The organism is Prosthecobacter sp., from assembly GCF_044236155.1.
In the GTDB taxonomy this organism is placed as follows: domain Bacteria; phylum Verrucomicrobiota; class Verrucomicrobiia; order Verrucomicrobiales; family Verrucomicrobiaceae; genus Prosthecobacter.
The window spans coordinates 18,949-43,726 of the sequence record NZ_JBIIHA010000037.1; the positions used below are offsets into that span (position 1 = coordinate 18,949).

The 24,778-nt window shown below is 63.2% G+C and carries 24 protein-coding genes; 2 read left to right on the top strand and 22 right to left on the bottom strand.

From position 1 onward, the window contains the following. Positions 1-4: 4 nt before the first annotated feature. The 3 genes from ACILSE_RS21240 to ACILSE_RS21250 all read right to left on the bottom strand — a co-directional run bounded on the left by ACILSE_RS21240 (position 5) and on the right by ACILSE_RS21250 (position 4,158). The gene (locus ACILSE_RS21240; protein WP_395719448.1) at positions 5-2,698 is read right to left on the bottom strand and encodes a hypothetical protein; all 2,694 of its coding nucleotides are present in this window, start codon (positions 2,696-2,698) and stop codon (positions 5-7) included. A 66-nt stretch (positions 2,699-2,764) separates the two neighbouring features. Continuing rightward, positions 2,765-3,439: a hypothetical protein gene (locus ACILSE_RS21245; protein WP_395719449.1), complete on the bottom strand. Its 675-nt coding sequence runs from the start codon at positions 3,437-3,439 to the stop codon at positions 2,765-2,767. Between the two features lie 65 nt (positions 3,440-3,504). Then, positions 3,505-4,158 (bottom strand): helix-turn-helix transcriptional regulator, encoded by a 654-nt coding sequence (locus ACILSE_RS21250; protein ID WP_395719450.1) that lies wholly within the window; start codon positions 4,156-4,158, stop codon positions 3,505-3,507. A gap of 263 nt (positions 4,159-4,421) precedes the next feature. Between ACILSE_RS21250 and ACILSE_RS21255 the strand changes: the two genes are divergently transcribed. Then, positions 4,422-5,582 (top strand): KamA family radical SAM protein, encoded by a 1,161-nt coding sequence (locus ACILSE_RS21255; protein ID WP_395719451.1) that lies wholly within the window; start codon positions 4,422-4,424, stop codon positions 5,580-5,582. 41 nt (positions 5,583-5,623) lie between these two features. Here the strand turns inward: ACILSE_RS21255 and ACILSE_RS21260 are convergent, their stop codons facing one another. Both ACILSE_RS21260 and ACILSE_RS21265 read right to left on the bottom strand, forming a co-directional pair. Next, positions 5,624-6,265: a hypothetical protein gene (locus ACILSE_RS21260; protein WP_395719452.1), complete on the bottom strand. Its 642-nt coding sequence runs from the start codon at positions 6,263-6,265 to the stop codon at positions 5,624-5,626. A 107-nt stretch (positions 6,266-6,372) separates the two neighbouring features. Further along, the gene (locus ACILSE_RS21265; protein ID WP_395719453.1) at positions 6,373-6,564 is read right to left on the bottom strand and encodes a hypothetical protein; all 192 of its coding nucleotides are present in this window, start codon (positions 6,562-6,564) and stop codon (positions 6,373-6,375) included. A 437-nt stretch (positions 6,565-7,001) separates the two neighbouring features. Here ACILSE_RS21265 and ACILSE_RS21270 point away from each other — a divergent pair, with 437 nt between their 5' ends. Then, positions 7,002-7,364, top strand: coding sequence for a DoxX family protein (locus ACILSE_RS21270; protein WP_395719454.1), 363 nt, complete (start codon positions 7,002-7,004; stop codon positions 7,362-7,364). 13 nt (positions 7,365-7,377) lie between these two features. On the opposite strand, the gene ACILSE_RS21275 is transcribed toward ACILSE_RS21270, so the two are convergent. From ACILSE_RS21275 to ACILSE_RS21355, 17 genes are all read right to left on the bottom strand, one after another. After that, positions 7,378-7,707, bottom strand: coding sequence for a DoxX family protein (locus ACILSE_RS21275; RefSeq protein ID WP_395719455.1), 330 nt, complete (start codon positions 7,705-7,707; stop codon positions 7,378-7,380). 213 nt (positions 7,708-7,920) lie between these two features. Then, on the bottom strand, positions 7,921-8,061 hold the full coding sequence (locus ACILSE_RS21280) for a hypothetical protein (protein ID WP_395719456.1): 141 nt from the start codon (positions 8,059-8,061) through the stop codon (positions 7,921-7,923). A gap of 12 nt (positions 8,062-8,073) precedes the next feature. Further along, entirely contained in the window at positions 8,074-8,499 is a 426-nt protein-coding gene (locus ACILSE_RS21285) for a hypothetical protein (RefSeq protein ID WP_395719457.1), read from the bottom strand. A gap of 480 nt (positions 8,500-8,979) precedes the next feature. Then, positions 8,980-9,897, bottom strand: coding sequence for a glycosyltransferase family 2 protein (locus ACILSE_RS21290; protein ID WP_395719458.1), 918 nt, complete (start codon positions 9,895-9,897; stop codon positions 8,980-8,982). 13 nt (positions 9,898-9,910) lie between these two features. Beyond that, positions 9,911-11,260 (bottom strand): exopolysaccharide biosynthesis polyprenyl glycosylphosphotransferase, encoded by a 1,350-nt coding sequence (locus ACILSE_RS21295; RefSeq protein WP_395719459.1) that lies wholly within the window; start codon positions 11,258-11,260, stop codon positions 9,911-9,913. 302 nt (positions 11,261-11,562) lie between these two features. After that, the gene (locus ACILSE_RS21300) at positions 11,563-13,650 is read right to left on the bottom strand and encodes a TonB-dependent receptor (protein WP_395719460.1); all 2,088 of its coding nucleotides are present in this window, start codon (positions 13,648-13,650) and stop codon (positions 11,563-11,565) included. A 55-nt stretch (positions 13,651-13,705) separates the two neighbouring features. Next, the gene (locus tag ACILSE_RS21305) at positions 13,706-15,568 is read right to left on the bottom strand and encodes a type II secretion system protein GspD (RefSeq protein ID WP_395719461.1); all 1,863 of its coding nucleotides are present in this window, start codon (positions 15,566-15,568) and stop codon (positions 13,706-13,708) included. Continuing rightward, the gene (locus ACILSE_RS21310; RefSeq protein WP_395719462.1) at positions 15,565-15,939 is read right to left on the bottom strand and encodes a hypothetical protein; all 375 of its coding nucleotides are present in this window, start codon (positions 15,937-15,939) and stop codon (positions 15,565-15,567) included. Before ACILSE_RS21310 ends, ACILSE_RS21305 begins: the two co-directional genes overlap by 4 nt. A gap of 15 nt (positions 15,940-15,954) precedes the next feature. Next, on the bottom strand, positions 15,955-17,181 hold the full coding sequence (locus tag ACILSE_RS21315) for a type II secretion system F family protein (RefSeq protein ID WP_395719463.1): 1,227 nt from the start codon (positions 17,179-17,181) through the stop codon (positions 15,955-15,957). Between the two features lie 17 nt (positions 17,182-17,198). Then, positions 17,199-18,737: a GspE/PulE family protein gene (locus tag ACILSE_RS21320; protein WP_395719464.1), complete on the bottom strand. Its 1,539-nt coding sequence runs from the start codon at positions 18,735-18,737 to the stop codon at positions 17,199-17,201. Next, entirely contained in the window at positions 18,734-19,888 is a 1,155-nt protein-coding gene (locus ACILSE_RS21325; protein ID WP_395719465.1) for a type IV pilus twitching motility protein PilT, read from the bottom strand. Before ACILSE_RS21325 ends, ACILSE_RS21320 begins: the two co-directional genes overlap by 4 nt. Positions 19,889-19,893: 5 nt before the next feature. Further along, complete coding sequence (locus ACILSE_RS21330; RefSeq protein WP_395719466.1) at positions 19,894-20,478, bottom strand: hypothetical protein; 585 nt, start codon at positions 20,476-20,478, stop codon at positions 19,894-19,896. After that, entirely contained in the window at positions 20,475-21,821 is a 1,347-nt protein-coding gene (locus ACILSE_RS21335; protein WP_395719467.1) for a hypothetical protein, read from the bottom strand. Before ACILSE_RS21335 ends, ACILSE_RS21330 begins: the two co-directional genes overlap by 4 nt. Beyond that, positions 21,818-22,771 carry a prepilin-type N-terminal cleavage/methylation domain-containing protein gene (locus ACILSE_RS21340; protein ID WP_395719468.1) on the bottom strand — a complete coding sequence of 318 codons (954 nt, stop codon included), beginning with the start codon at positions 22,769-22,771 and terminating at the stop codon, positions 21,818-21,820. The genes ACILSE_RS21335 and ACILSE_RS21340 overlap by 4 nt, the downstream gene beginning before the upstream one ends. After that, positions 22,768-23,418: a prepilin-type N-terminal cleavage/methylation domain-containing protein gene (locus tag ACILSE_RS21345; RefSeq protein ID WP_395719469.1), complete on the bottom strand. Its 651-nt coding sequence runs from the start codon at positions 23,416-23,418 to the stop codon at positions 22,768-22,770. Before ACILSE_RS21345 ends, ACILSE_RS21340 begins: the two co-directional genes overlap by 4 nt. Before the next feature lie 110 nt (positions 23,419-23,528). Continuing rightward, entirely contained in the window at positions 23,529-24,317 is a 789-nt protein-coding gene (locus ACILSE_RS21350) for a type II secretion system protein (protein ID WP_395719470.1), read from the bottom strand. A gap of 156 nt (positions 24,318-24,473) precedes the next feature. Next, positions 24,474-24,778: hypothetical protein (locus ACILSE_RS21355; protein WP_395719471.1), on the bottom strand; the 305-nt coding region annotated here is incomplete at its 5' end.

A 24,778-nucleotide genomic window follows, 5' to 3' on the forward strand; every position in this document is an offset into this window, starting at 1 on the left:
TGTCCTAATTGCCGAACAGCGACTTCCGCTTCGGCGCGGCGGGTTTTTCCTCGGCGGCCCTGGCGGGGTTGCCGCCGATTTTTTGTGCCTCGCGCAATTCCATCTCGGTGGGAGGCTTGCGCTCGTCCTTGTTGCCGCCGCCGAAGATGCGCGGGGACCATTTCGCGTCGCCGACGGTGCCGGAGCCTTTGTAGGCGAGCAACTGGGTCACGGGGAAGAGCAGGATGCCGAGGCCGCGCATGCGCGCCTCGGCGGTGAAGTCGATGTCGTCGCGGATGAAGTCGATGTTGCCGCGGCAGAAGACGCGGTAGGCGCTGGACTCGACCTCGATGTTTTTGGAGACGATGAAGCCATCCGAGACTTCGAAGGTGCAGTCCGCTTTCTTGGCGACGTTGTAGCCCTTGATCGGCGAGGGCAGCAGGGCGCCGATGACGGGCGTGAGCGGACCGAGCACGGGCAGGGCGAGCAGGTTGCCGTTGACGATGAGCAGGGCTCCGCCGCCTTTGAGGGCGCGCCAGTCGTTCATGCGGCCGGTGAATTTGAAATGGCCGCTGATGTCGCCCTCGCTTTCGTTGCCGGGCGAATAGACCTGGGCGAAGCGCTTGTAGCTGATGGCCTTCATGTCGAGCTCTCCGTCGTAGGGATTGGGCTCGCGGTTTTCATTCAAGTTTCCCTTCAGGGTCATGGAGCCGCCGAGGACGTCCGCGGCGATGTCGAAGCGGACGGCGCCGTCCCGGTTGCGAACGTCGGCCTTCACATCCCCAAAGGGCAGCTTTTTGCCGAAGATGCCGTAGGGGAAGCGGCCTGCGCGCACGACCACGTCGTAATTTTTCACGTCGGGCGCGATGTTCACGGAGCCATTGACGCTCAGGGTGTCGCCGAAGAGCCTGCCTTTGATGTTGAAGTTCAAAATGTCGCTGAGGATGTGAACCTCGCCATAGGGCGCGTTGATCGGATAGTCCTCGTCCCACAAGACGTAATGCGCGCCGCCGACGGGATTGGTGAAGGCGACCTTGTAGTCATTGAACTGCGGATTGGCCTTGTAGCCGACGGTGCCGTTCACCGTGACCTCGGTGCCTGCGGAGAAACGGTAGCGGGCGATCTGGTCCGCCGCCTTGGGCGCGAAGGCGCTCATGACGCCTGCCGCGTCGGCCTCCACCTGGACATTGACGAGGCGCAGCCATTTGGCGTCGTCGGCGTCATTGACGAAGACGAAGTCCGCCCTGAGCGGGCCGTCCGGGCGGCGCGCCTGGATGTTGGAGTAGTTCTGGATGTCTCCCAGCAGCGCGAGATCCATCTCCACGGACTCGAAGTGCACGCCTTTGTAGCGGAAGTTGCGCAGGATGCCGTGGCCGGAGCTGGGGCACTCGCGCAGGTTGGGCTTCGCCCCGGCGCAGGACATGCGCACGTCGATGTGGGAGTTTTCATCGAAGCCGAAGCGCTGGATGACCTCGCGTGTCTTGGGCAGCGGGATGAAGGGCAGGAACACGTTCGGGTCCATGCGCAGCAGGAGGTCGTATTTGAAGCCCTGATCGCGATGATGCATGACGTTGAGGGCGAGCGATCCGGTCTTGTGCCGCAACTGCATGTCGCGCACGAAGAGCCCCTCCGGCGTGGCGCCGAGATTGAGGCTGAGCGCGTTGAAAATCTCGCCACGGCTGCCAAAGCGTCCGCAGTCGAGCCTGCCGGTGACCTCGGCGGGCACGAGTCCCTCGGTTTTGTTCGCGCCGAGGTAAAGGCTGCCTTCGAGCGAGAGATGCGGAGCTTCGTAGAACACGACCTCACGCAACTGGTCGTTGCTGAAGAACGCCCGCGCCAGTGCGGGCAGATCCGCGCTGGAGGTGAGCCGGAAGCGCATTTTGTCCGCGCCCATGCGCCAGGTAGCGGTGGCGTCGAGCGTGCCGAGATGATCCCGCAGGTGCAGGCGGCGCAGGTCGATGAAACCGCCGTCGTACTCCGCCTCGGCGACGAGTTCCTTCCAGTGATAGTCCTCGAACTTCAAGCCATCCGCCAGGAAGACCAGCTCCGCCTTGAGCTCCTGCGGCCGGTCCAGCGCGCCGGAGACCTTCACCCGCAGGCTGGGCGTGCGCGGTGCCTGGAAGCGCGCCAGCCAGTCCAGGCCGTGCTGAATTTGCGCGCGGTGCTCGCGCATCATGCTGAGACGTTCGCGGGCGCTGGGACTGGGCTGCTGTTGCTGCCTGGGCTCCGGCAGCTCGAGCTCACCGCTGATGGAGATGTGCAGACCGCCGGAAAGCAGGCCCTCGGCGTGACGGATGTCGAGCTTACGTCCTTCGAGAAAAGCGCGTGCGCTGAGATCCTTCAGCTCGACCACGGTGAGATCGGGCCGTTCGGGATCCACCGGCAGGGCCAGGCTGGCGTGCAGAAGCTCCAGAGCCTCGATCTCAACGCGGCCCTCGATCAGTTGTCCAAAGTCCACCTCCAGGTTCAGCCGGTCCACCGCGACGATGAGGTGCTTCTTTTCCGCGTCGTTGAACACCCTCACGCCACGCGCCACCAGCCCGCCGAAAGGGTTGATCGTGAGGTGCTCGAAATCCAACTGCACCCCGTGCAGCGCAAGCTCCCCGGTGACAAAGCCGTGCCACTGCGCGCGAAAAGTCTCTGTGTTCACATAAATGCCCGCAGCCAGCATGGAACTGGTGACGGTGAACAGCAGAAGACGTCGCAGAAAGCGGAGCATGAACGCGGCAAAAATAGCCCGCGCCAGCGAATCTCACAAGCGGCAAGCCTGCCGGGCCGCGTCGTGTCAGCGATACTGCTCCGGCGCGCCCACGGGCAGGAGTCCGAGCGGCGCCACCTGGCTGCCGCGCAGCTTTTCCGGTCCTGTGCTCGGCGCGTCCGCCGCCAGGAAGACCGCGATCTGGATCAGCCCGGTGCATCCTTGCGGGCTGGTGTCAAACAACGCCCCGTCGCCGCGCACTGCCTTGAAAAGCAGCGGTCCATGCGCGTCATGATCCAGCGTGAGCGTGCCGCGCGGCTCCAGGCGCAGTCCGCCGCGTTTCAAAGACGCCACCGCGCCGTTTTGCAGGTTTTGACCGTCAACGCCTACTCCAAGCTCCAGCGGCATCGGACTGCGGTTCTTCAAGACGAGGCGGTAGGCCTGGTTCGGGAGGCCGGACACAAACAAAATGCCGCCGCAGAGGTGGGATTCGACCCAGCGGCCCGTCGCCGCGTCCTGCACGCCCAGCTCCACGGTGCCGTCGCCCATGCGGGCGAATCCGCGCTGCGTGTCAGGCACATCGCCCTGCCGTTCAATGAGACGGGCGAGGTGCTCAGGAGTGGCATACACCACGCGGGCCACCAGATGCGGCGTTTGCGAGGTCTGGGACGGGCGCGCAGGCACCCCGTGATGGTAAAGATTGGGATCCTGCTGCCAGGCCGGCTTGAGCGGGCCGAAACTGGCCGCGCATGCCGTCAGCATGCCCGCGCATGCCGCCATGCTTGCCGTCCTCACCCATCCATTGGGCCTGCCTGCGTCCCCTGATGTCATTCTTTGTGCGCGGTTGTCTTGATTTGAAAAGTAACACGCACCAGCCCGGACACTTCTTCCAGCGAACGCCGCACCTCGCAGCCTATCAGGCGCTCGATCATCTCGCACTCCAGCTCGTCCACGATGTCATACCGCGCCGCCAGCACGCGCAGCGGGCGGTGGTGCTCCACCAGCGCCAGCCGTCCCTGCGCGTCAGTCTCGCAAGCGCTCAGGCAGCCGTCCGCCGTGCGGAATTTCGCCAGCAGCCGCGCCCGCTCCTCCAGCGTGGCCGCCTTGGCGATCTTGGGCGCCAGCAGCTCGGTTTTCGCCTGGAAATAAGAGTAAAGCAGCTTGGGCGGCGCGCTTTCCCCATAAACGCGCTCCGCGGTCGTCAGCAGGTCCAAGGTCAGGACCAGGTCAGGGCTGGCGAAGAGCCCGTCCGCCTTCGGCGTGAGTCGGTACCACTTCTCGGGGCGTCCCGCGCCCTTCGCTTTCCGCCAGGTGTCCAGAAAGCCCGCCTTCTCCAGCTCCACACAGTGCTGCTTCACGCCCATGTAGCTCATTTTCATCGCCGTGCAGAGCTGCCGCACCGGCATGCCGGTGGAGCACTTCAGGCGCTGGATGATCTCCAGCGCCGGCGAGTGCAGCACTTCTCGAAGCAAATTGAGCATGAAAGGCAGGCTAGCGTGACATCAGCCGCGTGCAATCTCCGCCCCGCCTCAAGGCGTGAAGTCCGCGCAAAAAAGCCGTTCTCTGAAGGGCAGGCTTTGGAAAACCTGCGCGGCCGCCGCTCCCGCCCGCGCTTGCTGGCGCTGACGTTTCCCGGGTTTGCTTTGAGACGCCGGAAGTTTGCGCCCAATCGGGCGCAGGGGACGTTTGACATCCCAATCTCTCCGCGCCTAACCTGCGCGCCGCCCCATTGACCCCGCAGCACATGCAAGACACCCTCCCGCTGCCTGAGAAGGAGTTCCGCTCCCATGCTCCCGGCTATTGGTCTGACAAGAACATCTCCCCCGAGGACTGGAAGAGCGCCGCCTGGCAGCTCAAAAACCGGATCACCACGCTGCGGCAACTGGAGGAGCATCTGACGCTCACGGAGGAGGAGCGCGCCGGGGTGCTGCTCTCCGGGAACAAGCTGGCGATGGCCGTGACGCCGCATTATTTCAACCTCATGGACGCCGAGGACGCGGAATGCCCGATCCGCCGCCAGGTCATCCCGCGCATCGAGGAGACCTGGGAAGACCCGGATGAAATGAGCGATCCCTGCGGCGAGGACAGCCACATGCCCGTGCCCGGCCTCGTGCATCGCTACCCGGACCGCGTGCTCTTTCTCGTCACGGACCGCTGCGCCAGCTACTGCCGCTACTGCACCCGCAGCCGCGTGGTGTCCGGCGCCGGGGAGCAGGAGCTGCACACGGAGTTTGAGGCCGCGTACCGTTACCTGGAGCGCCACACGGAGATCCGGGACGTGCTGCTCTCCGGCGGGGACCCGCTGCTCTTCTCCGACGCGAAGCTCGACGGCATCCTCACGCGCCTGCGCGCCATCAAGCACATCGAGTTTGTGCGCATCGGCAGCCGCGTGCCGATTTTCCTGCCGCAGCGCATCACCCCGGAGCTCTGCCGCATGCTCCAGAAGCATCATCCGCTCTGGCTCAGCATCCACACGAACCATCCCCGCGAGCTGACCGCCGAGGTGCGGGAGGGCCTTGCGCTACTGGCGAACCACGGCGTTCCGCTCGGCAATCAAAGCGTGCTGCTGCGCGGCGTGAATGACAGCGCGGAGGTGATGAAGTCGCTCGTCCACAAGCTGCTCATGTGCCGCGTGCGGCCGTATTACCTTTACCAGTGCGACCTCATCCAGGGTTCCTCGCATCTGCGCACCAGCGTGGCGGATGGCATCGAGATCATCGAGCAGCTCCGCGGCCACACCACCGGCTACGCGGTGCCGCAGTTCGTCATCGACGCCCCCGGCGGCGGCGGGAAGGTGCCGGTGAACCCGGACTACGTCCTGCTGCGGGACGAGCAGCGTGTGCTCATCCGCAACTACGAGGGTAAAACCTTCGAGTATCCCGAGCCCGCGCTGGTGAGGCGTTGAGGCCGCGTGCCGCCGGGCTTCCACCGCGAGCCACTCGGATTTCATGGGCTGCTGCTGGTCCGGAAAACCAGTCCGTGAAAGGTCGCCATCAGCAAGGCCACGAATACATCGTGGCAGGGCCGGTGGAGCTTCAGATAGCGGTTGGCCCAGATCCAGCCGTTCACCTCGACGATCACCGCCACCAGCTCTCCCGACGCGGTGGTGACCACGGCATAGTGTTTCGGCCTTAGAAAGCCAAGGGTGCTCGCACGGTAAAAAACGAGCAGCTCCCCCTCGAACTCGATCAGGAAGAGCCCGGTGCACGGCTCCTTGTTCGTGAAGATGAAAGAGGTGTTGGGAAAATAGTGGATCGTTCCCGTCTGCCGTCCTTCGCCTTTCAGCCGGAAGAGGTGGTGGGCGCAGCTGGCAATGCCCCTGCCAAACGCGTTTTCAAAGTGGATGCCCAGCTCTCTGTCCTCGGTGATCAGTTGATACACGTGCGCCGCGCCCCAAGGCATTTTCGCCAGAATCCTCCCCCGGCCGCCGCCCTCGCGCCGCTTCGCCTCAAGGCGGATCCGATGGTCCTTGAGCTCAAAGTCAGGGGCCTCGACCACGCGGGTGATCACCTCTTCCGGGCGGTCGATTTTCGACCGGTCCAGTTGCGCTAGGATCTCAGAAAGGGTGGATTCGTCGCGGATCTCCATCGTGCAACTCAAAGTGGGGTATTTGGTCAGGCTCAATTGCGATCGCTTGAAAGGTTTTGTCCGCCCGTGGCATGCGCCGCAGGGCCGTCCGCAGGCGTGCGGAGGTCTCAATCAGTTGCAGATGCAGCCTCTTGCTCCGCATGGGCGGCGGGGATGACGGGCGTATCGACGCGGGCCAACATCTCGTCAGCCGCTGTGCGCACCTCAGGGTCCGTGCTGCGTTGCAGGCTCTCGATCAACTGGCGCACCACGGAGTTCAGGCGCTTAGGGCGGGGATGGTTGGAAGCGGATTCTTGCAAGGGCGGGAGGTTAACCAAGTGATCAAATGCGGGTGAGGTAAGACCGGGCCTCGGGTTTACGGCAGGGACGTTGTTCTTTTAGCGAATGAATTGAGTTAACCCTTATGCATGACTTTTACCCAGGCCTTTCCCGTGCTTCCGCAGAGATCCGCCCAGGATGATGTTCGCCAGGGGGGGGATTGGCGCAGGCAGGTGTGTTCGACGACAGGTTCAATCGCAGCACATAAGACCACCTCATAGGCTGTGCCCGCCCTTGGCATGCGCCGCAGCGCGGGCGGGTCTGCTCAGGCCGTTGCAGGCGGCAAGGATCCAGGAATACACCTGCGGAAAACAGGGCCGTGCTCAGAAGGCGGCGGTGCCGACCGGGGATTCGGTTGCAGTCTCGAAGGATGTGGAGCAATCTCGACGCGCACGTCTTTCCTCCTCCGCCTTTCCCCATGGACTACCTCCTCCTTGCTCTGAAACTCATCGTGGCGCTTGGCATTCTGAATGTGTGGCTCCTGCGCTCCGGCAAGGCGACGTCGTATCGCGGCGGGAGCGCCAAAACGATGCGCGAGGAGTTCGCCGTTTACGGCCTGCCTTTCCCGGTGTTCTGCCTTGTCGGCTTTCTCAAAGCGGGCCTCGCCCTGGCCTTGCTCGCCTCCATCTGGGTTTCAGGCCTCGCCCGGCTGGCGGCGCTGGGCATGGGAACGCTCATGCTAGGGGCCTTCGTCATGCACCTGAATGTGCGTGATCCTTTCAGCAAGGCACTGCCCTCCCTCGCGGTGCTCGCCCTTTGCCTCGCCATCGCGTTTCTGTAGGCGTCGGCGGGCCTCAGGGGTCCGCGAGGAAAAGATACGCGTTCAGCACCAGGTAGAAAAGCGCCGGCGTGGTTTGCCAGGCGCTGTCCCTGATTTTGACGCGCACCCCCACGGCCGCCAGCATCATCAGGGCCAGGCCGCAGGCTGCCGCCCGCCCCATCCATGGCACCCACAATCCCGCCAGCAGCCCCATCCCCGCCGCCCACTGCAGCAGGCCCACCCCCACCCGTTGCGCTCCCAGCCCATAGCGCACAAACTCCTGCCTCATAAGGCTGGATACCAGGCACGCCGTTCCATACCCGATGAAGGAGAGGGCGGAGACCAGGGTGAGGGCGGTTTTCAAGACGGGGGCGCGCGGGCGGCAGGCAGGAAACAATGCCGTGCCATGGATACGCCTGCCGGGAGGGTGTGGGGGGAATATTCAGCCTTAGGCTCCGCAGCGAGCCCGCTCCCCGCGCCGTGGCCGCCGGGATCTCCGGGCCCGCAGGAGTTGAGGGCCGGCAGGCAGTGCGCGGCCCTTGGGGCAGTAGGTGAGCGGCTCTTTGGAGGCGAGGTATCATTCGGTGCGGAGTGCTGCTTTGTCCGTCACGGGCTTCTGGTCGGAATGGGCGCAATGGGAGAGGCTGAGGCAGGCAAGAACGGCCGCGAACAGGCGCAACAAAGCCGTGACGAGCAACGAGAGGAAGGGCGTGTTCATGGCGGCGGCGTTTCAATAAGACCACATGTCATCAAAGAGCTCATTGAGGCCACCCCCGGTGCCTTGCCCAGCTCCGCAAAAGGCCCCCAACACGGCGGTGGTGGAAACCTGCAGGATGCGCCTGCCCACCCACTCCACGGTATTTTCGGAACTGGCGAAAACCCGCTGCGACGCCGACAGAGATTCCTGCCGCAATTGCAATGCTTGGCGCAGATGCGCACCGGACTGCGGTGGGATGTAGAAGCGTGTGCGACGGTCAGCGAGATACACAAAGGTGGACAATTCCGAGGATTTGTCGGCAGGCAGCACGCGGCCCTTGGGGCAGTAGGTAAGCGGGTCTTTGGAGGCGATGTACCATTCGTCCCGTGGCGCCGCCTTTTCGGCGACGGGCTTCCTTTCGGAGTGAGCGCACTGGGACAGGCTGAGGCCGGCAATCAACGCCAGACACTGCCGCAGCACCTCGCAGCAACGCAGACGTGGCAGGCATGTGCGGAAAACAAGGCAGGAGGGGGAACGTCTTCATGGCGGGTGGGAATCAGACCACGCAAAGCGGGTCCAAGGGCATTCTTCCGCATCCGGAGCGGAAGGTTACAGGCGATCGCCAGCAAGCTGGATGAGCTGCTCAACGCGCTGCGGAGGTGAGCGGGAAGACGATGAGACAATCAGAAAGGGAGACTTGGAGAAGAGGAGAGCCGACGAGTCGTCGGCTTTGCTTTGGATGGGGGCGATGAATCGTCGCCACTCCTGAGGGGCTGGTCGGCAAACGCGGAGGTTTGGCATCCCCAGAAGCGGACGAGGGCGTCCGCGCTCCCTTCGGTCCTGCCCACGTGGGCAAACGCGGAACCGGAGCGAAGCGAAGATAGCCAGCCGCAGGCTGCCCGAAGGGATGGCGAAGCCAGGCAAGTTTGCCCTCCGGGCTCAGGGCAGGGGAAACTGGGCGCAGTCGCGCAGCCAGAGGCTCCAGCCGCCGGGAAGGGCGAGCAGCCAGAGCAGGCGTCCGCCCGCGGAGTGCAATTCTTTGAACTGCTTCATCGCGCCGGTGCCGCTGAGCCAGGCGAAACGGCTGTACTGGACGGCGGCGCGGAACAGGCGCAGCGGCGCGGTGAAAAACCATCCGCTTTCGAGGTCGAGCACCATTTTGAACATGAGGCGGTGGCCGGCGGCGTTCGTGCGCGGGTCGGAGCGGCCATGGACGAGGGACGGGGCGTCCGTCCAGTAAACACGCAGCACCTCGTTGATGTGGCGGGTCTGGTAGCGCTGCGAGACCTGGCACCAGATGAAGGACTCGGGTATGAAGTGACCGGGAACGTCCACGGGGTAGGGGAACTGGCGCAGGACGTCGAGGCGCAGAAAGCCCCAGTGCTCGCCATAAACCTTGTGGCGGTATTCCAGCTCGGCGGCGGTGCAGTCGAGCGGATCGGCGGGGAAGCGCGATCCGACGAGCGTGCCGTTTTGATCCTGGCAGAGTCCGGTGACGCCGGAGAAGTGCTCGCGCCGCTCCTCCGGGATGCTTTGCCAGTGATGATGGAAGCGTTCCAGGGTTTCCGGGACGCAACTGTCGTCGGAGTCGAGCTTGATCCAGAACGTGCCGCGTGATTCGCGCAGGGAAAGATTGTGCGCATGGTGCGCGCCGCGGTGCGGCTCCTGCAAATAACGCACGGAGAAACCTGCCTCGGCTTGATAACGCGCCATCAGCTCCGCCGTGCCGTCGGTGGAGCCGTCGTCGATGACGAGCCACTCGAAGTCGCGAAAGGTCTGCGCCTGCAGGCTCTCAAACACGCGGTGCAGCGTGTGAGCGCGGTTGTAGGTGGGGGTATAGACGGTGAAGAGGGGCATGCGGGGAGCCGTGTCAGTAGGCGTTGTCGCGCTTGAAGAAGGTCAGCAGCATGATCTGGAGGTCGAGCCAGAGGCTCCAGTTCTCCAGATACCAGAGGTCGCACTGGATGCGCTCCCCGAGGTCGGTGTCGCCGCGCAGGCCGTTGATCTGCGCCCAGCCGGTCATGCCGGGTTTCGCATGATGGCGTGCGTTGTAGTGCGGGATCTGGTGCTTGAAGCCGGCGATGAGCTCGGGGCGCTCGGGGCGCGGGCCGACGAGGCTCATCTCGCCCTTCAGCACGTTCCAGAACTGGGGCAACTCGTCGATGTTCCACCTGCGCATGAAGGCGCCGACGCGCAGGCGGCGCGGGTCGTCCTTCACGCACCACTGCGCGCCGGTGGCCTTTTCGGCGTCGAGGCGCATGGAGCGGATTTTGATGATGTCGAAGGGCACGCCGTTCACGCCCCAGCGGCGCTGGCGGTAAAAGACCGGTCCGCGCGACTCCAGCCACACGATGGCGCTGAAGAGGGCGATGATCGGGGCGCTCAGGATGAGGCCGACCACGGCTCCGGTGAGATCGAGGGCGCGCTTGGCAAGCACATTGAGCGTGTCATCCAGTGGCAGCCGTGTGACGCCGAGCACCGGCGTGCCGGCGATGGTCTCGAGCGTCAGACCGGAGACGAAGATGCGGAAGCAGGACGGGATGACCTTGAACTGGATCATCTCGCGCTCGCAGAGGTTCGCGAGGGAGATCATCTGCTCGCGGGGACCGTGCAGATCGGCCACCATGACCATGTCCACCGCGTGAGTCGAGACGAGGCGCTCGACCTCATGCAGATCGCCCAGGCAGGGCAGATTTTCATCGTGAGGATGACTGTCTTCATCTCCCCCGGTGTTCACCCAGCCGAGGATGTCATAGGCGCATGCCTGGTCGCGCTTCAAAGTCTTCCAGAGGCTCCTTGCCTCCGTATTCCAGCCCACAAACAAGGCACGCTGCTGCAAGGACTCGATGCGGCCCGGGGCGCGCAGGCAGCTCAAAAAGACGGAACGCCATCCGAGGACGAGCAGCAGGGCGGTGGCGCCGTTCAGCAGCACATACACGCGGGAGATCGGGGGCTGCAGCTTTAAGGCCAGCGTGATGGCAAGAAATCCAGCCGTCCAGATCAGGATGCCCTTCGCGATCTTGGAGGACACCCAGCGGCTCCGCAGCAGCACATTTTGATGATAAATGCCCTGCCAGCCCATGACGAGCACCAGCGTGAGGCTGCCCAGCGCCATGTGCCCGCTGTACTGGCGGAACGTCATCTCGTCGAAATTCCCAATGTCACGCAAGGCTGTGTGAAAGCGCAGCCAGTAGGCCGTGTAGGCGGCCAGCACCGCCATGATCAGATCCCCCAAAACGCTGACCAAAACCCAAAAGTGAGGCGAAACCTGTTCTTTCTCCCGCCAAGCGCGCCTGGCTTCCAGAGGCTGGAAAACAGGCCCGTTGTTGAGAAGGTTGGCGTTTGAAGCACTCATTTTGATTGGTTCGGATAATTGACTGAAATTACAGTTATTATCTCACCCGATCAAGACTTTGTTATGACAATTATCTTAAATTTGGCCAAAAGATCGCTTCAGAGGCTCAAATTTGAGAAAAGGACGGGAATCTGACGCCACATGACCTGCTTTGTCCACTGCTGCCCTCAAAAGCTCCATTTGAGGCCGGCCACGAGGCCGCGTCCGGGGAGAGGCAGTCTTTCTTTGAGGAACGAGGTGTGCTCTCGTGCCACCTCGTCTGTGAGGTTCATGCCTTTCACATACAGGTCGAGGGTGTTTGCGCCCTGGAGCAGGCGGTATGTGAGGGAGAGGTTCACCAGGAAATAACTCGGTGTGCCGAACTCATTCGCGGCGAGCCGGTGCTGTGGCGCGGCATAAATGCCTTCAAGCCGCGCCCCGAAGCGCCCGTGCTCCAGAATGAGAGCGCTCGTCAGATGAAAAGGCGGGATGCGCGGCAGGGACAGGCCTGTGCTGGCATCGCGGGCACGGACGACGTCCGCCTTGAACTCCAGATGGAGGTTCGTGGAGGGATTGTCGTTATCTCCTTTCACTGGATGCAGCAGGTGCAATGTGGTTTCGAGTTCTCCGCCGATGAACTCCGCTCCCACGGAACGGTAATTGAACTGCGGCGTGTCAGGGATCAGATCAGCATCCGTATCTACCATGAATCCGGCGGGAAACAGGCCGATAAAGCCGTCGTAGCGGCTGTAGTAACCGCCGACGCTGCCGGTGACCCAGCCGGTGCGCTTGCGCAGGTTTAAATCGAAGCTCACCGATTTTTCCACGCCCAGGCCGAAATCCCCTACTTCAAACGTGTTGGTCGCCGCATGATTTCCGTTCGAGAACAACTCCTGCGCCGTCGGGGCGCGTTCGGAATAGGTGATGGTGAAGGCGCTGGAGTATTCCTCGTTCATATTGAAGACCACGCCCGCGGAGCCGCTCATGTTGTCAAAGCTGCGCTGGCGGGGCGGGCCGAAGACGCCGTTGTTTCGCGAGCGTGTCTCGATGTGATCGTAGCGGCCGCCGAATTGAAAACTCAGCCGGCCTTTCGTGATGTCCTCAAAAAAGAACAGCGAGTTCGATTCCGTCACCGAAGGCGGGAGGTAGGCCTCCGCGCCGGCCACGAAGAAGTCGCTGCGCTCCGATTGGAATCCCACCACGCCCTCCATCCCGGCGATTTTTTCATGCTTCACCTCCAGGCGGAAATCGTAGCCCTCGTTTTTGAAGGCTGTGTTGTCCGCCCCGTCTTCATACTCCGTGTGCTCGTAGTCCGACCATGCGAAACGCCAGTCGATTTCCTTGATCAAGGGCAGCGGCTTGTAAAAAGCGCCGCGCACATCCAGCCGCGTCTGGTAGAGGTCGATGAACACCGTCTCCTCCGCCGGTGATCCGTAGATGTTGTGAAACTCCGTCCACGAAAAACCCACGAAGCCTTCGTCCCAAACATAGCTCAGTCCGGCGGAGAAGCCCTCGTTGCGCAGCCGTGAGTTCAGTGCGATGCCGCTTTGATCGAAAGCGGGCGGATTGCGCTCCTGCTCGCCCACCGTGCGGGTGTTTCCGGGGATGCGGAAGTCCTCCGCCGCCCGCGTGAACGCCTCCACATGAAAGGCCAGTCCCTTCCAGCCGCCTTCCAGCATCATGTTCGTCTGGTAGCCCTGGTCCACACTGGAAAACCTCCCGCCCATCGAGCCTCGGATCGTGCCATCGAGTTTTTCGTCCACGATACGGCCGTCGATCGCATTCACGATGCCGCCGATGGCTCCTGATCCGTAGAGAAGCGTCGCCGGGCCGCGAATCACCTCCACCGACTTCAAATTCGACGGATCAAAGCTCAACGCGTGGTCAAAGCTCGCCGCAGAAACGTCCGTGGTGTTCAGCCCGTTTTGCAGAATGCGCACGCGATCACCCTCAAGGCCGCGGATCACCGGACGGCTCGCCGCCGGGCCGAAGAACGAACTGCTCACCCCTGGCATGCGCGCCAATGTCTGTCCCAGCGAAGGTTCGAGCGCCAGATTGAGCTGCTCCGCCGTCATGATCGAAGCCGCCTGGGCCTGCTGATGCAGCGGGCGGTCCAGCGGGGCGGAGATCACGATCTCATCCAGTGTGATCACCTCATGCTCGTGATTGTGCGCCGGATCATGGCGCTGCTGTGCGGATGCAGAGACGGCTGAAAAGCCAAAGGCGACCGTCAGGAGACAAAGTCGTGCGAATGGAGACCGGGCATGTTTTTTCATCGGGTTGCCGGCTTAATGCAACCGCTTTACAACTTCAAACCATTTGATTTAGCAATCAGGGAGCCGGCTTGTTACGGCGGAACCAGTCGATCAGGCTGCGTTTGGCAGGCTTTGCCGGGGCGGCACCTTCCACCGGAAGCGCCTTGGGCGCTTGTGGCGCGGGCAGATGATCGCGCAGCCGGTCGTGGATGTGCTGCTCGGTGGCCAGGGTTTCGATGCCTTTCACGTCATTGTCGTCCAGCAGTTGCTTCGAGGCCGCAGCGCCGCCTTCTCTGGGATCGACGAGTTGGGGATTGATCATGAGAACGAGTTCCTCGCGAGATTTGGTGTCGTCCACGCGGCGAAAAAGAGCTCCGAGGAGCGGGATGTTGCCAAGGAGGGGCACTTGGGACCGGGTGTCGGTGAAATTGGTGTCGATCAGGCCGCCGATGACAACTGGCACCTGGTGCCTGGCCACCACCGTGCCACTGACGGTGCGTGATTGCACGGTGTCCACGGCCTGACGCTGGAAGCCATTGTTGTTGGGGACGAGCACCGTGGCGCCATTGGTGGTGATGTTGGAGTTTTCCTGGAGCAGACGGAGGGTGACGGTCTTGTCCGAGTTGATGTTTGGCGTGATGAGCAGTGTGGTGCCGACGGGACGGAACTCGATGTCGGTGCTGCCCTGGGTGACGACGTTGTTGATGGCCCCTGGAATGACCGCGCCGCCATTGAAGCTGCGGTTCAGAGGGCGCTCTTCCCCGATGAAGAGACGGCTGACTTCGTTGTTGGCAATGAGGAGCGTGGGGGTGGAGACGACACGCACCTGCCCCTTCTGCTCCAGCACCTGGATGCGGGCGCTAAAGTTGTTGCTGGCAAAGCGGAAGCTCAAATCGCCTGCCTGCGCTGGATTGGCACCAAAACCGGCTTGGAAGCGCCCGTTGTCGAAAAGGTAATCGACAGCGCTGCGGTAGCCCTGATCCATGCGGACACGGAGGATTTTCACTTCGAGCAGCACGGTCTGCGTCGGCACATCCACGCTGGTGATGAGTTCTTTAATCTGCGCCATCGCGCGGCTGTCGCCGGTGCGGACGATGACCTTGTTCAGCCGCTGAATGACGGTGACGAATATGTTCACGCGGTCGTCGAGCAGCTTCTCGGCGGTGTCGGCACGGTCTTCGAGGGTTTGAATCTCCTCCGCCGTGAGGTTTTCCACGCGCTGCGGTTGGATGGGCTGGTTGTTGTTCGCATTGTTGTTGCCGAAGTTTTGGAAACCTCCCAAACCGCCTCCCATTCCAAGTCCACCCATTCCAAGTCCACCCATTCCAAGTCCACCCATTCCGAGTCCACCACGCCCGCCGCCAAAGCCCCCTCCAAAACCGCCGCCTTGCCCGCCTGCGGCGTTGTTCCCCTGCCCCGTGACTCCCAGATTCTGACTGCGGCCATCGACGATGTCGAAGCGCTGGAAGCGCTGCTGCAGTTCCATGGTGGCCTGGAAGTCCTGCATGAAGTTGCTCTGGTTCATGCGCACCCGAGAGCCATAGAGGTCCTGGATGGCACGGCCCACATCGTTCGCGTTCGGGAAACGCAGGTCGAAGACCTCCGTCAACTCTTCCTGGAAGCTGCCGAGATCACGTTTGAACTCCTCAGGCGTGTGGATGCGGATGATGCCGCTTTTGTCATCCTCGCGGAACCACAGGTTGTGGGAGCGGCACAGCGCCTCCACGGCATCGCGGGCCTGCACTTGCGTGAGATAGAGGCTCACGATGGTTTTCCCGGCCTCGACCGAACTGACGACGTTCAGCCCGCCAGCCTCGGAAAGGATGCGTGCGGCATCGGAAAGCGGCACCTGGCGCAGGTCGATGACCTCCATGCGTGCGGTCTGTGCCTGCACGTTGATGGCAAGGAGGGAGAGCAGGAGAAAAAGAAGGCGTTTCATTGCAGGCGGAGGGTTTGTTTGAGCGGCAGCACCTCGATGGTGGCGCTTTCTTTGTTCAACTCGGTGAGTTGGAGGCTGAGGTGGCTGAATTCGCCGGAAAGACTGAGCGCACCGCCCTGCTTGAGCGCGAGGATTTGCTTGTTCACCTCGATGATGACGAGTCCCTGGCCGGTTTGATTGATGATCTTGCCGCGCATGAGGATGGTGGGCAGGGCTTTGCTGTTCTGCTGGCCGCCCGCGCCCGCCATGAGGAGCTGCTGCAAGGCCGCATCCGGCACGGTGGGATCGACCGGCGGCTTGGGCGGCTCCGGCGGTGACTGCGCGGCGGCGTTCAGCGCCAGCAGCAGCATGAGAGTGAGGAGGTGTTTCATAGGCATGGGAAAGGTTCAGCGGATGTTGTTGCCGGGGCCGGAGGCGGCGAAGAGGGCCATGAAAAACGAGAGGTACACATACCCGACAACGCTGCCGACGATGATGATGACCGCAGGCTCGATCAGCGCGGTGAGACGGCGGATGATGCGCTCAAGCTGCGCCTCATGAAAACGCGCCACCTCGTCGAGCACATTGTCCAGCGTGCCGGAGGACTCGCCCACGGTGATCATGCGTGGCAGCATGGGCATGAAGCCGTGAGCCTGCTCCAGATGGCGGCCCAGCGGCTCGCCTTGCAGGACGCGCTCACGCGCCGCGCCGATGATGGCGGAGAGCCGGCGGTTGCCGATGAGGTTTTCACACACGCGCAGCCCTTCGAGGATGGTGACGCCGCTGGTCAGCAGCACGGAAAAGCTGCTAGCAAACAAGGCTGTGCCTCCCGTGCGCAGCGCTTTGCCCAGCAGCGGCAGGCGCAGCGCGGCGCGGTCGATCAGCGCACGCCCCGGCGGCCAGAAAAACACCAGGACCAGCGCAAACAGCAGAGTGACGACGCCAATCACCGCCGTGAGGCCGTGCATCTGCGTCCACTCGCCGAGATCGACGAGCCGCTGCGTCATCGGCGGCAGTTTTTTGCCCAGCGCACGCAGAAAGACCTGCATCTTCGGCAGCACGCTGATGATCATGAAAACCGCCAGCCCCATGGCCACGAGGAACACGATGGCGGGATACATCAGCGTCGTGATCAGCCCAGAACGCAGCGTGCGCTTTTTCTCCAATGCTGCTGCGGCACGCTCCAGCACGGGTGCGAGGTGGCCGGTCTGCTCGCCCACGCTCACGAGTTGCACGACGATGCGGCTGAAGCAGGCATGACGTGCGATGGCATCGGCCAGCGAAGCGCCGTTTTCGATATCGATGATGACCTGCTCCCACACGCGGCGCAGGCGGCCGCGCTCGGCCTGCTCGGCGATCAGGCGCAGGGCGCTCAGCAGCGTCAAACCACTGCGCAGCAGCGTGGAGAGCTGGTAAAGGCTCACCTCAATGTCGAGCGAGCGAATCCACAACCATGACGAGGGACTCAGCGAGAAGGCCGTGCTGCCGCTCCGGCTGGTGTTTTCCTCAATACCGAGCACCAGCCAGCCGCGCGTGCGCAGTTCCGCCGCGGCGGCGGAGCTGGACGAGGACTCCAGCTCGCCCTGAAGGCGGGCGCCGGAGGCATCGCGGACGGTGTAGGTGAAGGCGGGCATGATTCAGAAAAAGCGAGTTACCAGACCGTCACCGCGCCACGCACGTCCTCCAGTGTGACCACTCCTGCGCTGAGCTTCTCCGCCGCGTCCTGCACCAGCAGCGGCAGGCCGCGCAGACGCATGCGCTCGGTCATTTGCGCCTCACCAGCGCCTTCGGTGATGAGCTGGGACCACTCCTCATCAATCGGCAGCATCTCAAACAAACCCACGCGGCCCGCATAACCACGTCCAGCACAGTACAGGCAGCCTTGGGGCCTAAAATGCGAGGTTCCAGCGAGCTGTGGTGCCGCGAGAAAGGCGATGTCCTCAGGCCGCAACGGCTCCGGCGTGATGCAGCGGGAACAACATTTCCGCACCAACCGCTGCGCCACGGCAAGCCGCAACGTGGAGGCGATGAGGAAGCGCTCCACGCCCATTTCAGCCAGACGCACGACGGCACCGGCGGCGGAATTGGTGTGCAGCGTGGAAAAGACCAGATGCCCCGTCAAAGCGGCTTTGATAGCGATGTCCGCCGTCTCGCGGTCGCGGATTTCGCCGATCATCACGACATCGGGGTCATGCCGCAACAAGCTACGCAGAGCGCTGGAAAAGCTGACCTTGTCCGCGCTGTCAACTTCGACTTGCACGATGCCTGGAATCTCATTTTCCACCGGATCTTCGACGGTGATGACATTGAGCGCCTCGGCGGCGATCAGCTCGCGAATGGCGGCGTAAAGCGTGGTCGTTTTGCCGGAACCGGTCGGGCCGGTGAGCAGGATGAGGCCGTGCGGCTTGCTGATGGCGGAGCTGAACATGGCATGATGCGCCTCGCTCATGCCGAGCGCTCCGAGAGAGAAGCGGCTGCTGTCCACAGCCATGAGGCGCAGCGTCATGCGCTCGCCATGACGGGCAGGCAGCGTGGCCACGCGCACGTCCACCACCTGGCCGCGTGCGCCGCCGTCGCTGTGACGGAAGGAGCCATCCTGCGGCGAGCGCTTTTCGGCGATGTTGAGGCCCGCGATGATCTTGAAGCGGTTCAGCAGCGCTGCATGGAGGCTCATCGGAAGGCGGAAGGCATCTTCCAAAGCGCCATCTACGCGCAGGCGCACGCGCAGCTCCTTTTCACTTGGATCAAAATGAATGTCCGAGGCCTGGCGCAGCATCGCGGCACGAAGGATGTCATTGGCGAGCTGGCGTGCATCGGCCTCCACCTCGTCACCGCTGGTCGCGGCGATGGTTTGACCGCGTTCTGTGTAGCGGGCCAGCGCTCCGGCACCGCCCTGCGAAGATTCACGATACTGGCGGTCCAGCGCACGCCCCAGCGAGGCTGGCTCGGCCTGCACCGCCCGAATCGGATGATCAAAGTAGCGCTGCAAGGTGCGCAGCGAAGCCTCATCCTCCGCGATCTGGCAGGCCAGCCACACGCAGCCCTCATGCACCGCGAAGGGCAGCAGCCGACGCCGCAGCGCGATGGACGACGGCAGCCGCAGCGCCTGCACGGCATCAATGCGCACGGCATCGAGATCCAGCAGCGTGGCGGCTGGAGCAGCGGCAGGTCTGGCGGGCGCGGCGATCATGATTTCACCGGGTTGGCGGCACGCTGGCGGAAACGTGCGGCACGTTCAAAGACCTGGCCGGGATGGCGTGAGAGGGCGTTCACGCTCTGCTCGCTGATTTCTCCGCGCACAAACAGCTCCGCGAGGCTCTGCTCCATCGTCTGCATGCCCTGCTGGCCGCCGGATTCCATGGCGGAGTAAATGAGATTGCTCTTCCCGCTGGCGACGAGATTCGCCACCGCACCTGTGACCGTCAGCACCTCCGCCGCCAGCACGCGTCGTCCGCGTGTGTTGATGCCGTCCGCCTGCTGGCGTGCCGCCGGGCCGTCCGCCACGAGGAGGTGCTGCGCCACCACGGCTCGGAGCACGAGCGCGAGCTGCCGCCGGATGCCATCCTGCTCACCGGCGGGAAACACGGCCACCATGCGCTCGACCGCACCCACACAATCGCCCGCATGCACGGTGGTGAAGACGAGGTGCCCCGTCTCGGCGGCGGTGATGGCGGTGCGGATGGTGTTCAGATCACGGATTTCTCCCACGAGGATCACATCCGGGTCCTGCCGCATGGCGGAAACCAGCGCGTCATTGAAGCTCGGCGTGTCGATGCCGAGCTGCCGCTGGTTCACGAGCGCCAGCTTGGACACATGCACATACTCCACCGGATCTTCGATGGTGATGATGTGGCAGCGGCGGTGGCGATTGATTTGATCCAGCAGCGTGGCCAGCGTCGTCGTCTTGCCGGAACCGGTGGGCCCGGCGATGACCACCAGCCCATGCTGCTGGCGGCAGAGTTGGTGCAGGGATTCCGGCAGGCCGAGTTCCTTCAGCGGGCGGAATTGATCATCCAGCCGTCGCAGCGCGATGTTCAGCAGCCCCTGGCGCTGATACACGTTCAAACGGAAGCGCACGCCACGGGCGCTGGTCAGGGCACCGTCGTAGGAGCCGCAGGCGCGCACGAGCGGCGCGTCCGCCGCCACGCCTGTGATCTCGCGCACCCAGGCCGTCACCTGCTCATGCGTGATGGGCAGAAACTCCGCATCCGCCGCCAGCACCCCCTGCACGCGAAAATACGGCGGCTCCCCGCTGGCGATGTGCAGATCCGACGCACCGAGATCGAGACAACGCGAAAGCAGTGTCTCCAAGGGCAGGATCTGGGCGGGCGCAGGGTTCATCGGATTCAAAGGCGGAGGTGGAGCGTCCATTCGTGAACCGAGTTTCCCTGCGCGGACTCCTGCATGGTCAGGCCAAGCGGAAAGCAGGTGAGATCTGCCACCTCAGGCATGGCTTGCAGGGTGGCCTGCACGCCCGGCCAAGTGCCAAGAAAACGAATGGCCCACACCGGGCTACTGGTGGCATTGGGCGCGGCTCCGCGACGATTGGCGGGCGCAATGGCACCTGCCGCCCCGGCCGGCCCCTCCTCCACCACGACGAGGCCGTGTTTGCGCAGCAGATCACCCACCTGAGTGACGGATTTGGCGCGTTGCAGAGTATCTCCGCCCTGCTTCAGCGCTTCGGACTCGCGCTTCACCTTTTCCAGATCCTGTTTCAGTCGGGTGAGATCGGCAGAAAGCGCCGCCGTGCTGGCCACACCGCTGCCGGCTTGTTTCCGCGCCTGCTCGAGCTGTGTTCTCGCCTTGGACAAGGCGGAGTTGTGGCCGGGATTGATGAACACGGCGTAAATCATGAGCACCAGCGCACCGGGGAGAACCAGCAGTAGCAGACGATCACGGGCGCTGAGAGGAGGGCGTTTGGGCGGCTTCATGGTTTGGCGGCGGGGGGCGTGGCTTCCATGCGCAGGTGGATTTCAAAGCTCCACACCGGCGTGCTCCCGGCGAGCTGCGCCTGGGTGCGGGCGGGCTGCACGGTCCAGCCGAGCGGTTGCAGACGTGCGCCGACTTTTTGGGAGAACTGCGCAGCGAGATTTTCCTCCGCGCACCAGCCGGTGAGCGTCGTCTCCATCACCGGCGGCTTGCCCGGCGCGGGCTGGGTGACATTGGCCGGAGCGCTCATCGCCCGCACGAGCACGCCACCCGGCTTTTCCAGCGCCAGCGCCTCCAGCATCGCGCCGAAGCCGCGCAAGGTCTGGCTGTGCCTCGTCATGTCCGCCTCGTGGTCCGTGCGGGCTTTTTGCAGCTCTTGGGACACTTTTTGCACCTCGCTTCTGAGGTTTCCGGCTTCGGAGAGTTTCTTCGCGTCGCTTTGCGCGGCGTTGAGCTGGAGTTCCGTCCACCACCAGTTCCCGGCGCACAAAAGCAGCGCCAGACCAGTCGCGAAAGCACACAGCAGCACGCGGCGGGCGGTGCTCATCGGCCGTGCCGGTGGATGCAGCACCGGCAGCGGCTCCGGGGACTGATCCAAGGCGCTCAACCAACCGCTGAACCAGCCTTGCAGCGTTTCCGCGTCTTGCAGGCTGCGCACCGTGGCCGCGCTGGCGTTTAAACCGCCGCGTGTCGTCCACACCTCGCGCGGAAGTTTGCCAGCCTCGGCTTCTGGCGATGGAAAACGCGCCAGCAGCGTGTCCAGGCCGCCGGAAAGCTCCGCCGGCAGGATGTCCAGCATGGCCGCCCCGCGATGGCGCTGCCGCAGGAACAGCAGATCCTCCCAAACCTCCAGCACATCCCTACCCGCCGCGTTTTCCCCCGTCAAAACCATCCCACCAGGATGCGCCAGGCCCGCAAGTTGCGCCCCGTGGCGCAGCAACTCCGCATCCACCTCCTGGCGCAGCCTTTCACTCACCTGCGTGACCCACCAGGTCTCCGCCACGCCGTCGCCACCCAGTCGGCGGGCCACCGTCAAACTGCTGCCCGCAGGCACGCCCGTCAGCGCCTCGGCCTCAAAGGCCAGCGCGGTGAAGCGCTCCTGCTCGCTGAGGCCTTGCAGGCGGTTCGCCGAGACCTCGACCATGGCTGTGACCGCCGCCGTGGACAGCACCCAAACCTTCCGCGCCTTCGATTTCACCAATCCCAACGCCGCCAGCGTCAAAGACCCCGCATCCGCCGCCCCCGGAGGAGCCGCCGCCCGCCCGAACGCCACCAAGCGCCCCCGCGCGTCAAAATCGCCGCGTGCCACGAAACCCGGAGTGATGAGCAGCAGGGTGCGGGTCATGGGACAGTTAGAATGATGGTCCGCGTGTTGCCGCCGTGGCGGAGATTTAGATGCGTGACGGCTGAACTGCTTTGGATGGAGCCGTCGTTGGACGTGTCGTAGTAGGCACGCACAACACGCGCCCCTGGAGTCGTAGTGAAATCAAACATGAGCGAGTTTGCACTGAAGGGATCATCCAGGCGGGTCACTGCAATCAAACCCGTGTCAGGATCGGGAGCGAATAGCCTCACGATGATTTCATCGGCTGGAACCGGCATGTCAGGCGGTGAACCATCCGCTTTTTGGAGTTCAACCGTGATGGTTGTGCTCGCCGCCGTTTCAGCGGTCGTAAACACGCTGGAGACATCCAAGTCATAGCCATCATCCAAGGCATCCTCGGCTCCATTCGCTCCAAACGAATGAACTTGGCCGATGGGATCGCCTGCCGCCGCGACAGCGGCTGGCACTTGTGTCCTCAAGATAAACTGAGCCCCCCAGCCATCGCGGACATTGGTGTTGCCAGGCGAAAGGCGCAAGTAGGGGCCGCGCCAGCCTGTCGCCAGATAGACATCTGGGTCCAACTCAGCAGCAACGTCAACATTGGCAGCGATGGCTTGTCGAACAGCGTGAGGTGCCAGCGTGGCGAGCCCATCATCAGCAGGCCCATCATTAATCCAAAGTTCCTCAAGTGTTAAATCTGCTTCCACCCTTGGCAACCGCCCCATGTCCGCCACAAAGCCGGTGTAAAGCAGCGTGCCGTCGGTGTCGCGGAGGTTGGAGGGGCCGAGGACGGCTTCGCGGATGTTTTCCAGCGTGCGCTGCGTGGCCTCGTAGCGGGCCTGATCAGCGATGCCGCTGCTGGACGTCAGCGCCACCGTGGACAGCACGGCGAGGATCGAGAGCACGACGAGCAGCTCCAGCAGCGTGAGGCCGCTGGCGTGGATGACCGGGCGATGAAGAGTCGTTTTCATGGGCGCGTGTCGGCGGTGCGGAGGAAAAGCACGATGTCATCCCCGCATGCGGCGAGCGTGGGCATGGCGGTGGCGGGCGGGGTGCTGAGAATGCCGTCCGCTCCGGCGGAGACGAGACGGATGCGTTCCGCATCAGGCACCTGGATGACGATGGGGCGGCCCCAGCCGTCGAGAATGGCCGGATCGTTGACGTTGCCATAGATGTTGGTCACGCCGTGGCGTGCGCCGCTATCCATGACATACGGTCCGCGCCAGCCGAGGCCTGTGTTCGGGTCAAAGATCTTCAAACTATCTGGTAAGATCATTCTCTGCGGACTCAGCGGAGGGCCGGGTAAGTCCGTTGGTAAAACAAACAGTTCGGCAATCGTCCGCGGGAAAAGTGTGTCCCGCTCGCCGAGGTCGCGCCACAGGCCTTTTTTGCCATCGGCACCCAGGATGGCGGAGCGCACCTCCATCAGGGTCTTCTCCGTGGCGATTTCCGAGGCCGTCTTGCGGTCCCCGTCGAAGCCGAAGCGCAGGTCCGTCACATTCGGGATCACGATGCCCGCCACGGCGACGAGCACCATCAGCACGACGAGCAGTTCGATCAACGTGAGCCCGCGTCTCAGGCATGCACGACGACAGGAATGGAGGGAGGTGACAAACATGGAATCAAGGTTCTCAAACAAAGTTCCGCCCGTTTCCGGGCGGTGAAGATGGCGGCACCCCGCCTTCCAGCGAGGTGCCGCGAATGCATCGTCAGACGATGCGTGTCAGATTAGAGTCGGTTCGTCTCGAAGAACTCGCCAACATGACCGCTTGCGTTCTCGAGGCCGTCTTCGTGCAAGGCAAGCACGCCGAGGAAGATCGCCTTGTCCAGGGCCGTGCCGTCATCGGCCACTTTGTAGATGGCTACAAAGCGAGTGTAAACAACGTCTGGCCCCAGGCTTGGGACATCACCGAAGTGATACGGAGCCTCATTGGTCGTGCGACCGATGAGTTCGCTCTTCTGACCAATGCCAAGAGCGACATAGGCATCACTGGCACCGGTATCAGGACGCAGAAGCGTCTCAATAGTCGCTTCCGCCGCGAAAGCAACGGAGGGAGTGCCCGCAGAGAGGTTGAGGTCAGCCGTGGCATCATACGGATTGAAGGTGGGGGTGCCGTCCGCCGCCGTGAGGTTGGCTGAAGTATCATAGAGACCCGCCAACGAGGTGATGCCCGCATTGAACAGAGCAGCACGAGTGTCCGCCGTCAGCGCTGTGGCGGTGAGGCCAGTCGTGCCGGGCAGGTAGTTAACCAGCGCCGTGCCATTGACGAGATTGTCAAAGTTGGCTGGCTGTTTGAAGTAGATCTGCTCGAACTCCTGGATGCGCTTGTTGGCTTCGGGGATGTTGGTCGCCGACTGCGTTGTATGAGCTCGCACGAGCATGTTCGGCAACTGCGGGATGAGAATGCCGGCGAGGGCGATGAGGATGACGAGAACGACCAGCAGCTCGATGAGCGTGAGGCCTTTCTGATTGAGACGACGCGCATGGCGTGTCGCGAGGATGTTGGATATCTTCATTGTCGTATGTGTGTGATTGTGTTTTTAAAGGGCTCCGGGTTCTGTCACCTCCGGCCTCGCCAGTTTTTTCCTATAGTGAGATGGTTCAGGTTGGATGGCGGCGCCCCGCCTTCAGGCAGGGTGCCGCCAAAGCATCGTCAGGCGATGCCAGTTAGATTAAAGTCGGTTCGCCTCGAAGAACTCAGCAACGTGATCGCTGCCATTGGCGAGGCCATCGTCGTGCATGGCAAGCACACCGATGAAGATCGCCTTGTCCAAGGCCGTTCCGTCATCGGCCACTTTGTAAACCGCCAGATAGCGGGCATACACAGTGTCCGGCCCGGAGCCTGCCGCGTCACCGAAGTGATACGGAGCCTCATTGGTCGTGCGACCGATGAGTTCGCTCTTCTGACCAATGCCAAGAGCGACATAGGCATCACTGGCACCGGTATCAGGACGCAGAAGCGTCTCAATAGTCGCTT

What these genes read in the sequence shown, in the direction of transcription:
- ACILSE_RS21240 (WP_395719448.1), bottom strand. Translation starts at nt 2,698, where the DNA reads ATGCTCCGCTTTCTGCGACGTCTTCTGCTGTTCACCGTCACCAGTTCC.
- ACILSE_RS21245 (WP_395719449.1), bottom strand. Translation starts at nt 3,439, where the DNA reads ATGCTGACGGCATGCGCGGCCAGTTTCGGCCCGCTCAAGCCGGCCTGG.
- ACILSE_RS21250 (WP_395719450.1), bottom strand. Translation starts at nt 4,158, where the DNA reads ATGCTCAATTTGCTTCGAGAAGTGCTGCACTCGCCGGCGCTGGAGATC.
- ACILSE_RS21255 (WP_395719451.1), top strand. Translation starts at nt 4,422, where the DNA reads ATGCAAGACACCCTCCCGCTGCCTGAGAAGGAGTTCCGCTCCCATGCT.
- ACILSE_RS21260 (WP_395719452.1), bottom strand. Translation starts at nt 6,265, where the DNA reads ATGGAGATCCGCGACGAATCCACCCTTTCTGAGATCCTAGCGCAACTG.
- ACILSE_RS21270 (WP_395719454.1), top strand. Translation starts at nt 7,002, where the DNA reads ATGGACTACCTCCTCCTTGCTCTGAAACTCATCGTGGCGCTTGGCATT.
- ACILSE_RS21280 (WP_395719456.1), bottom strand. Translation starts at nt 8,061, where the DNA reads ATGAACACGCCCTTCCTCTCGTTGCTCGTCACGGCTTTGTTGCGCCTG.
- ACILSE_RS21290 (WP_395719458.1), bottom strand. Translation starts at nt 9,897, where the DNA reads ATGCCCCTCTTCACCGTCTATACCCCCACCTACAACCGCGCTCACACG.
- ACILSE_RS21295 (WP_395719459.1), bottom strand. Translation starts at nt 11,260, where the DNA reads ATGGCGGTGCTGGCCGCCTACACGGCCTACTGGCTGCGCTTTCACACA.
- ACILSE_RS21300 (WP_395719460.1), bottom strand. Translation starts at nt 13,650, where the DNA reads ATGAAAAAACATGCCCGGTCTCCATTCGCACGACTTTGTCTCCTGACG.
- ACILSE_RS21305 (WP_395719461.1), bottom strand. Translation starts at nt 15,568, where the DNA reads ATGAAACGCCTTCTTTTTCTCCTGCTCTCCCTCCTTGCCATCAACGTG.
- ACILSE_RS21310 (WP_395719462.1), bottom strand. Translation starts at nt 15,939, where the DNA reads ATGAAACACCTCCTCACTCTCATGCTGCTGCTGGCGCTGAACGCCGCC.
- ACILSE_RS21315 (WP_395719463.1), bottom strand. Translation starts at nt 17,181, where the DNA reads ATGCCCGCCTTCACCTACACCGTCCGCGATGCCTCCGGCGCCCGCCTT.
- ACILSE_RS21320 (WP_395719464.1), bottom strand. Translation starts at nt 18,737, where the DNA reads ATGATCGCCGCGCCCGCCAGACCTGCCGCTGCTCCAGCCGCCACGCTG.
- ACILSE_RS21325 (WP_395719465.1), bottom strand. Translation starts at nt 19,888, where the DNA reads ATGAACCCTGCGCCCGCCCAGATCCTGCCCTTGGAGACACTGCTTTCG.
- ACILSE_RS21330 (WP_395719466.1), bottom strand. Translation starts at nt 20,478, where the DNA reads ATGAAGCCGCCCAAACGCCCTCCTCTCAGCGCCCGTGATCGTCTGCTA.
- ACILSE_RS21335 (WP_395719467.1), bottom strand. Translation starts at nt 21,821, where the DNA reads ATGACCCGCACCCTGCTGCTCATCACTCCGGGTTTCGTGGCACGCGGC.
- ACILSE_RS21340 (WP_395719468.1), bottom strand. Translation starts at nt 22,771, where the DNA reads ATGAAAACGACTCTTCATCGCCCGGTCATCCACGCCAGCGGCCTCACG.
- ACILSE_RS21345 (WP_395719469.1), bottom strand. Translation starts at nt 23,418, where the DNA reads ATGTTTGTCACCTCCCTCCATTCCTGTCGTCGTGCATGCCTGAGACGC.
- ACILSE_RS21350 (WP_395719470.1), bottom strand. Translation starts at nt 24,317, where the DNA reads ATGAAGATATCCAACATCCTCGCGACACGCCATGCGCGTCGTCTCAAT.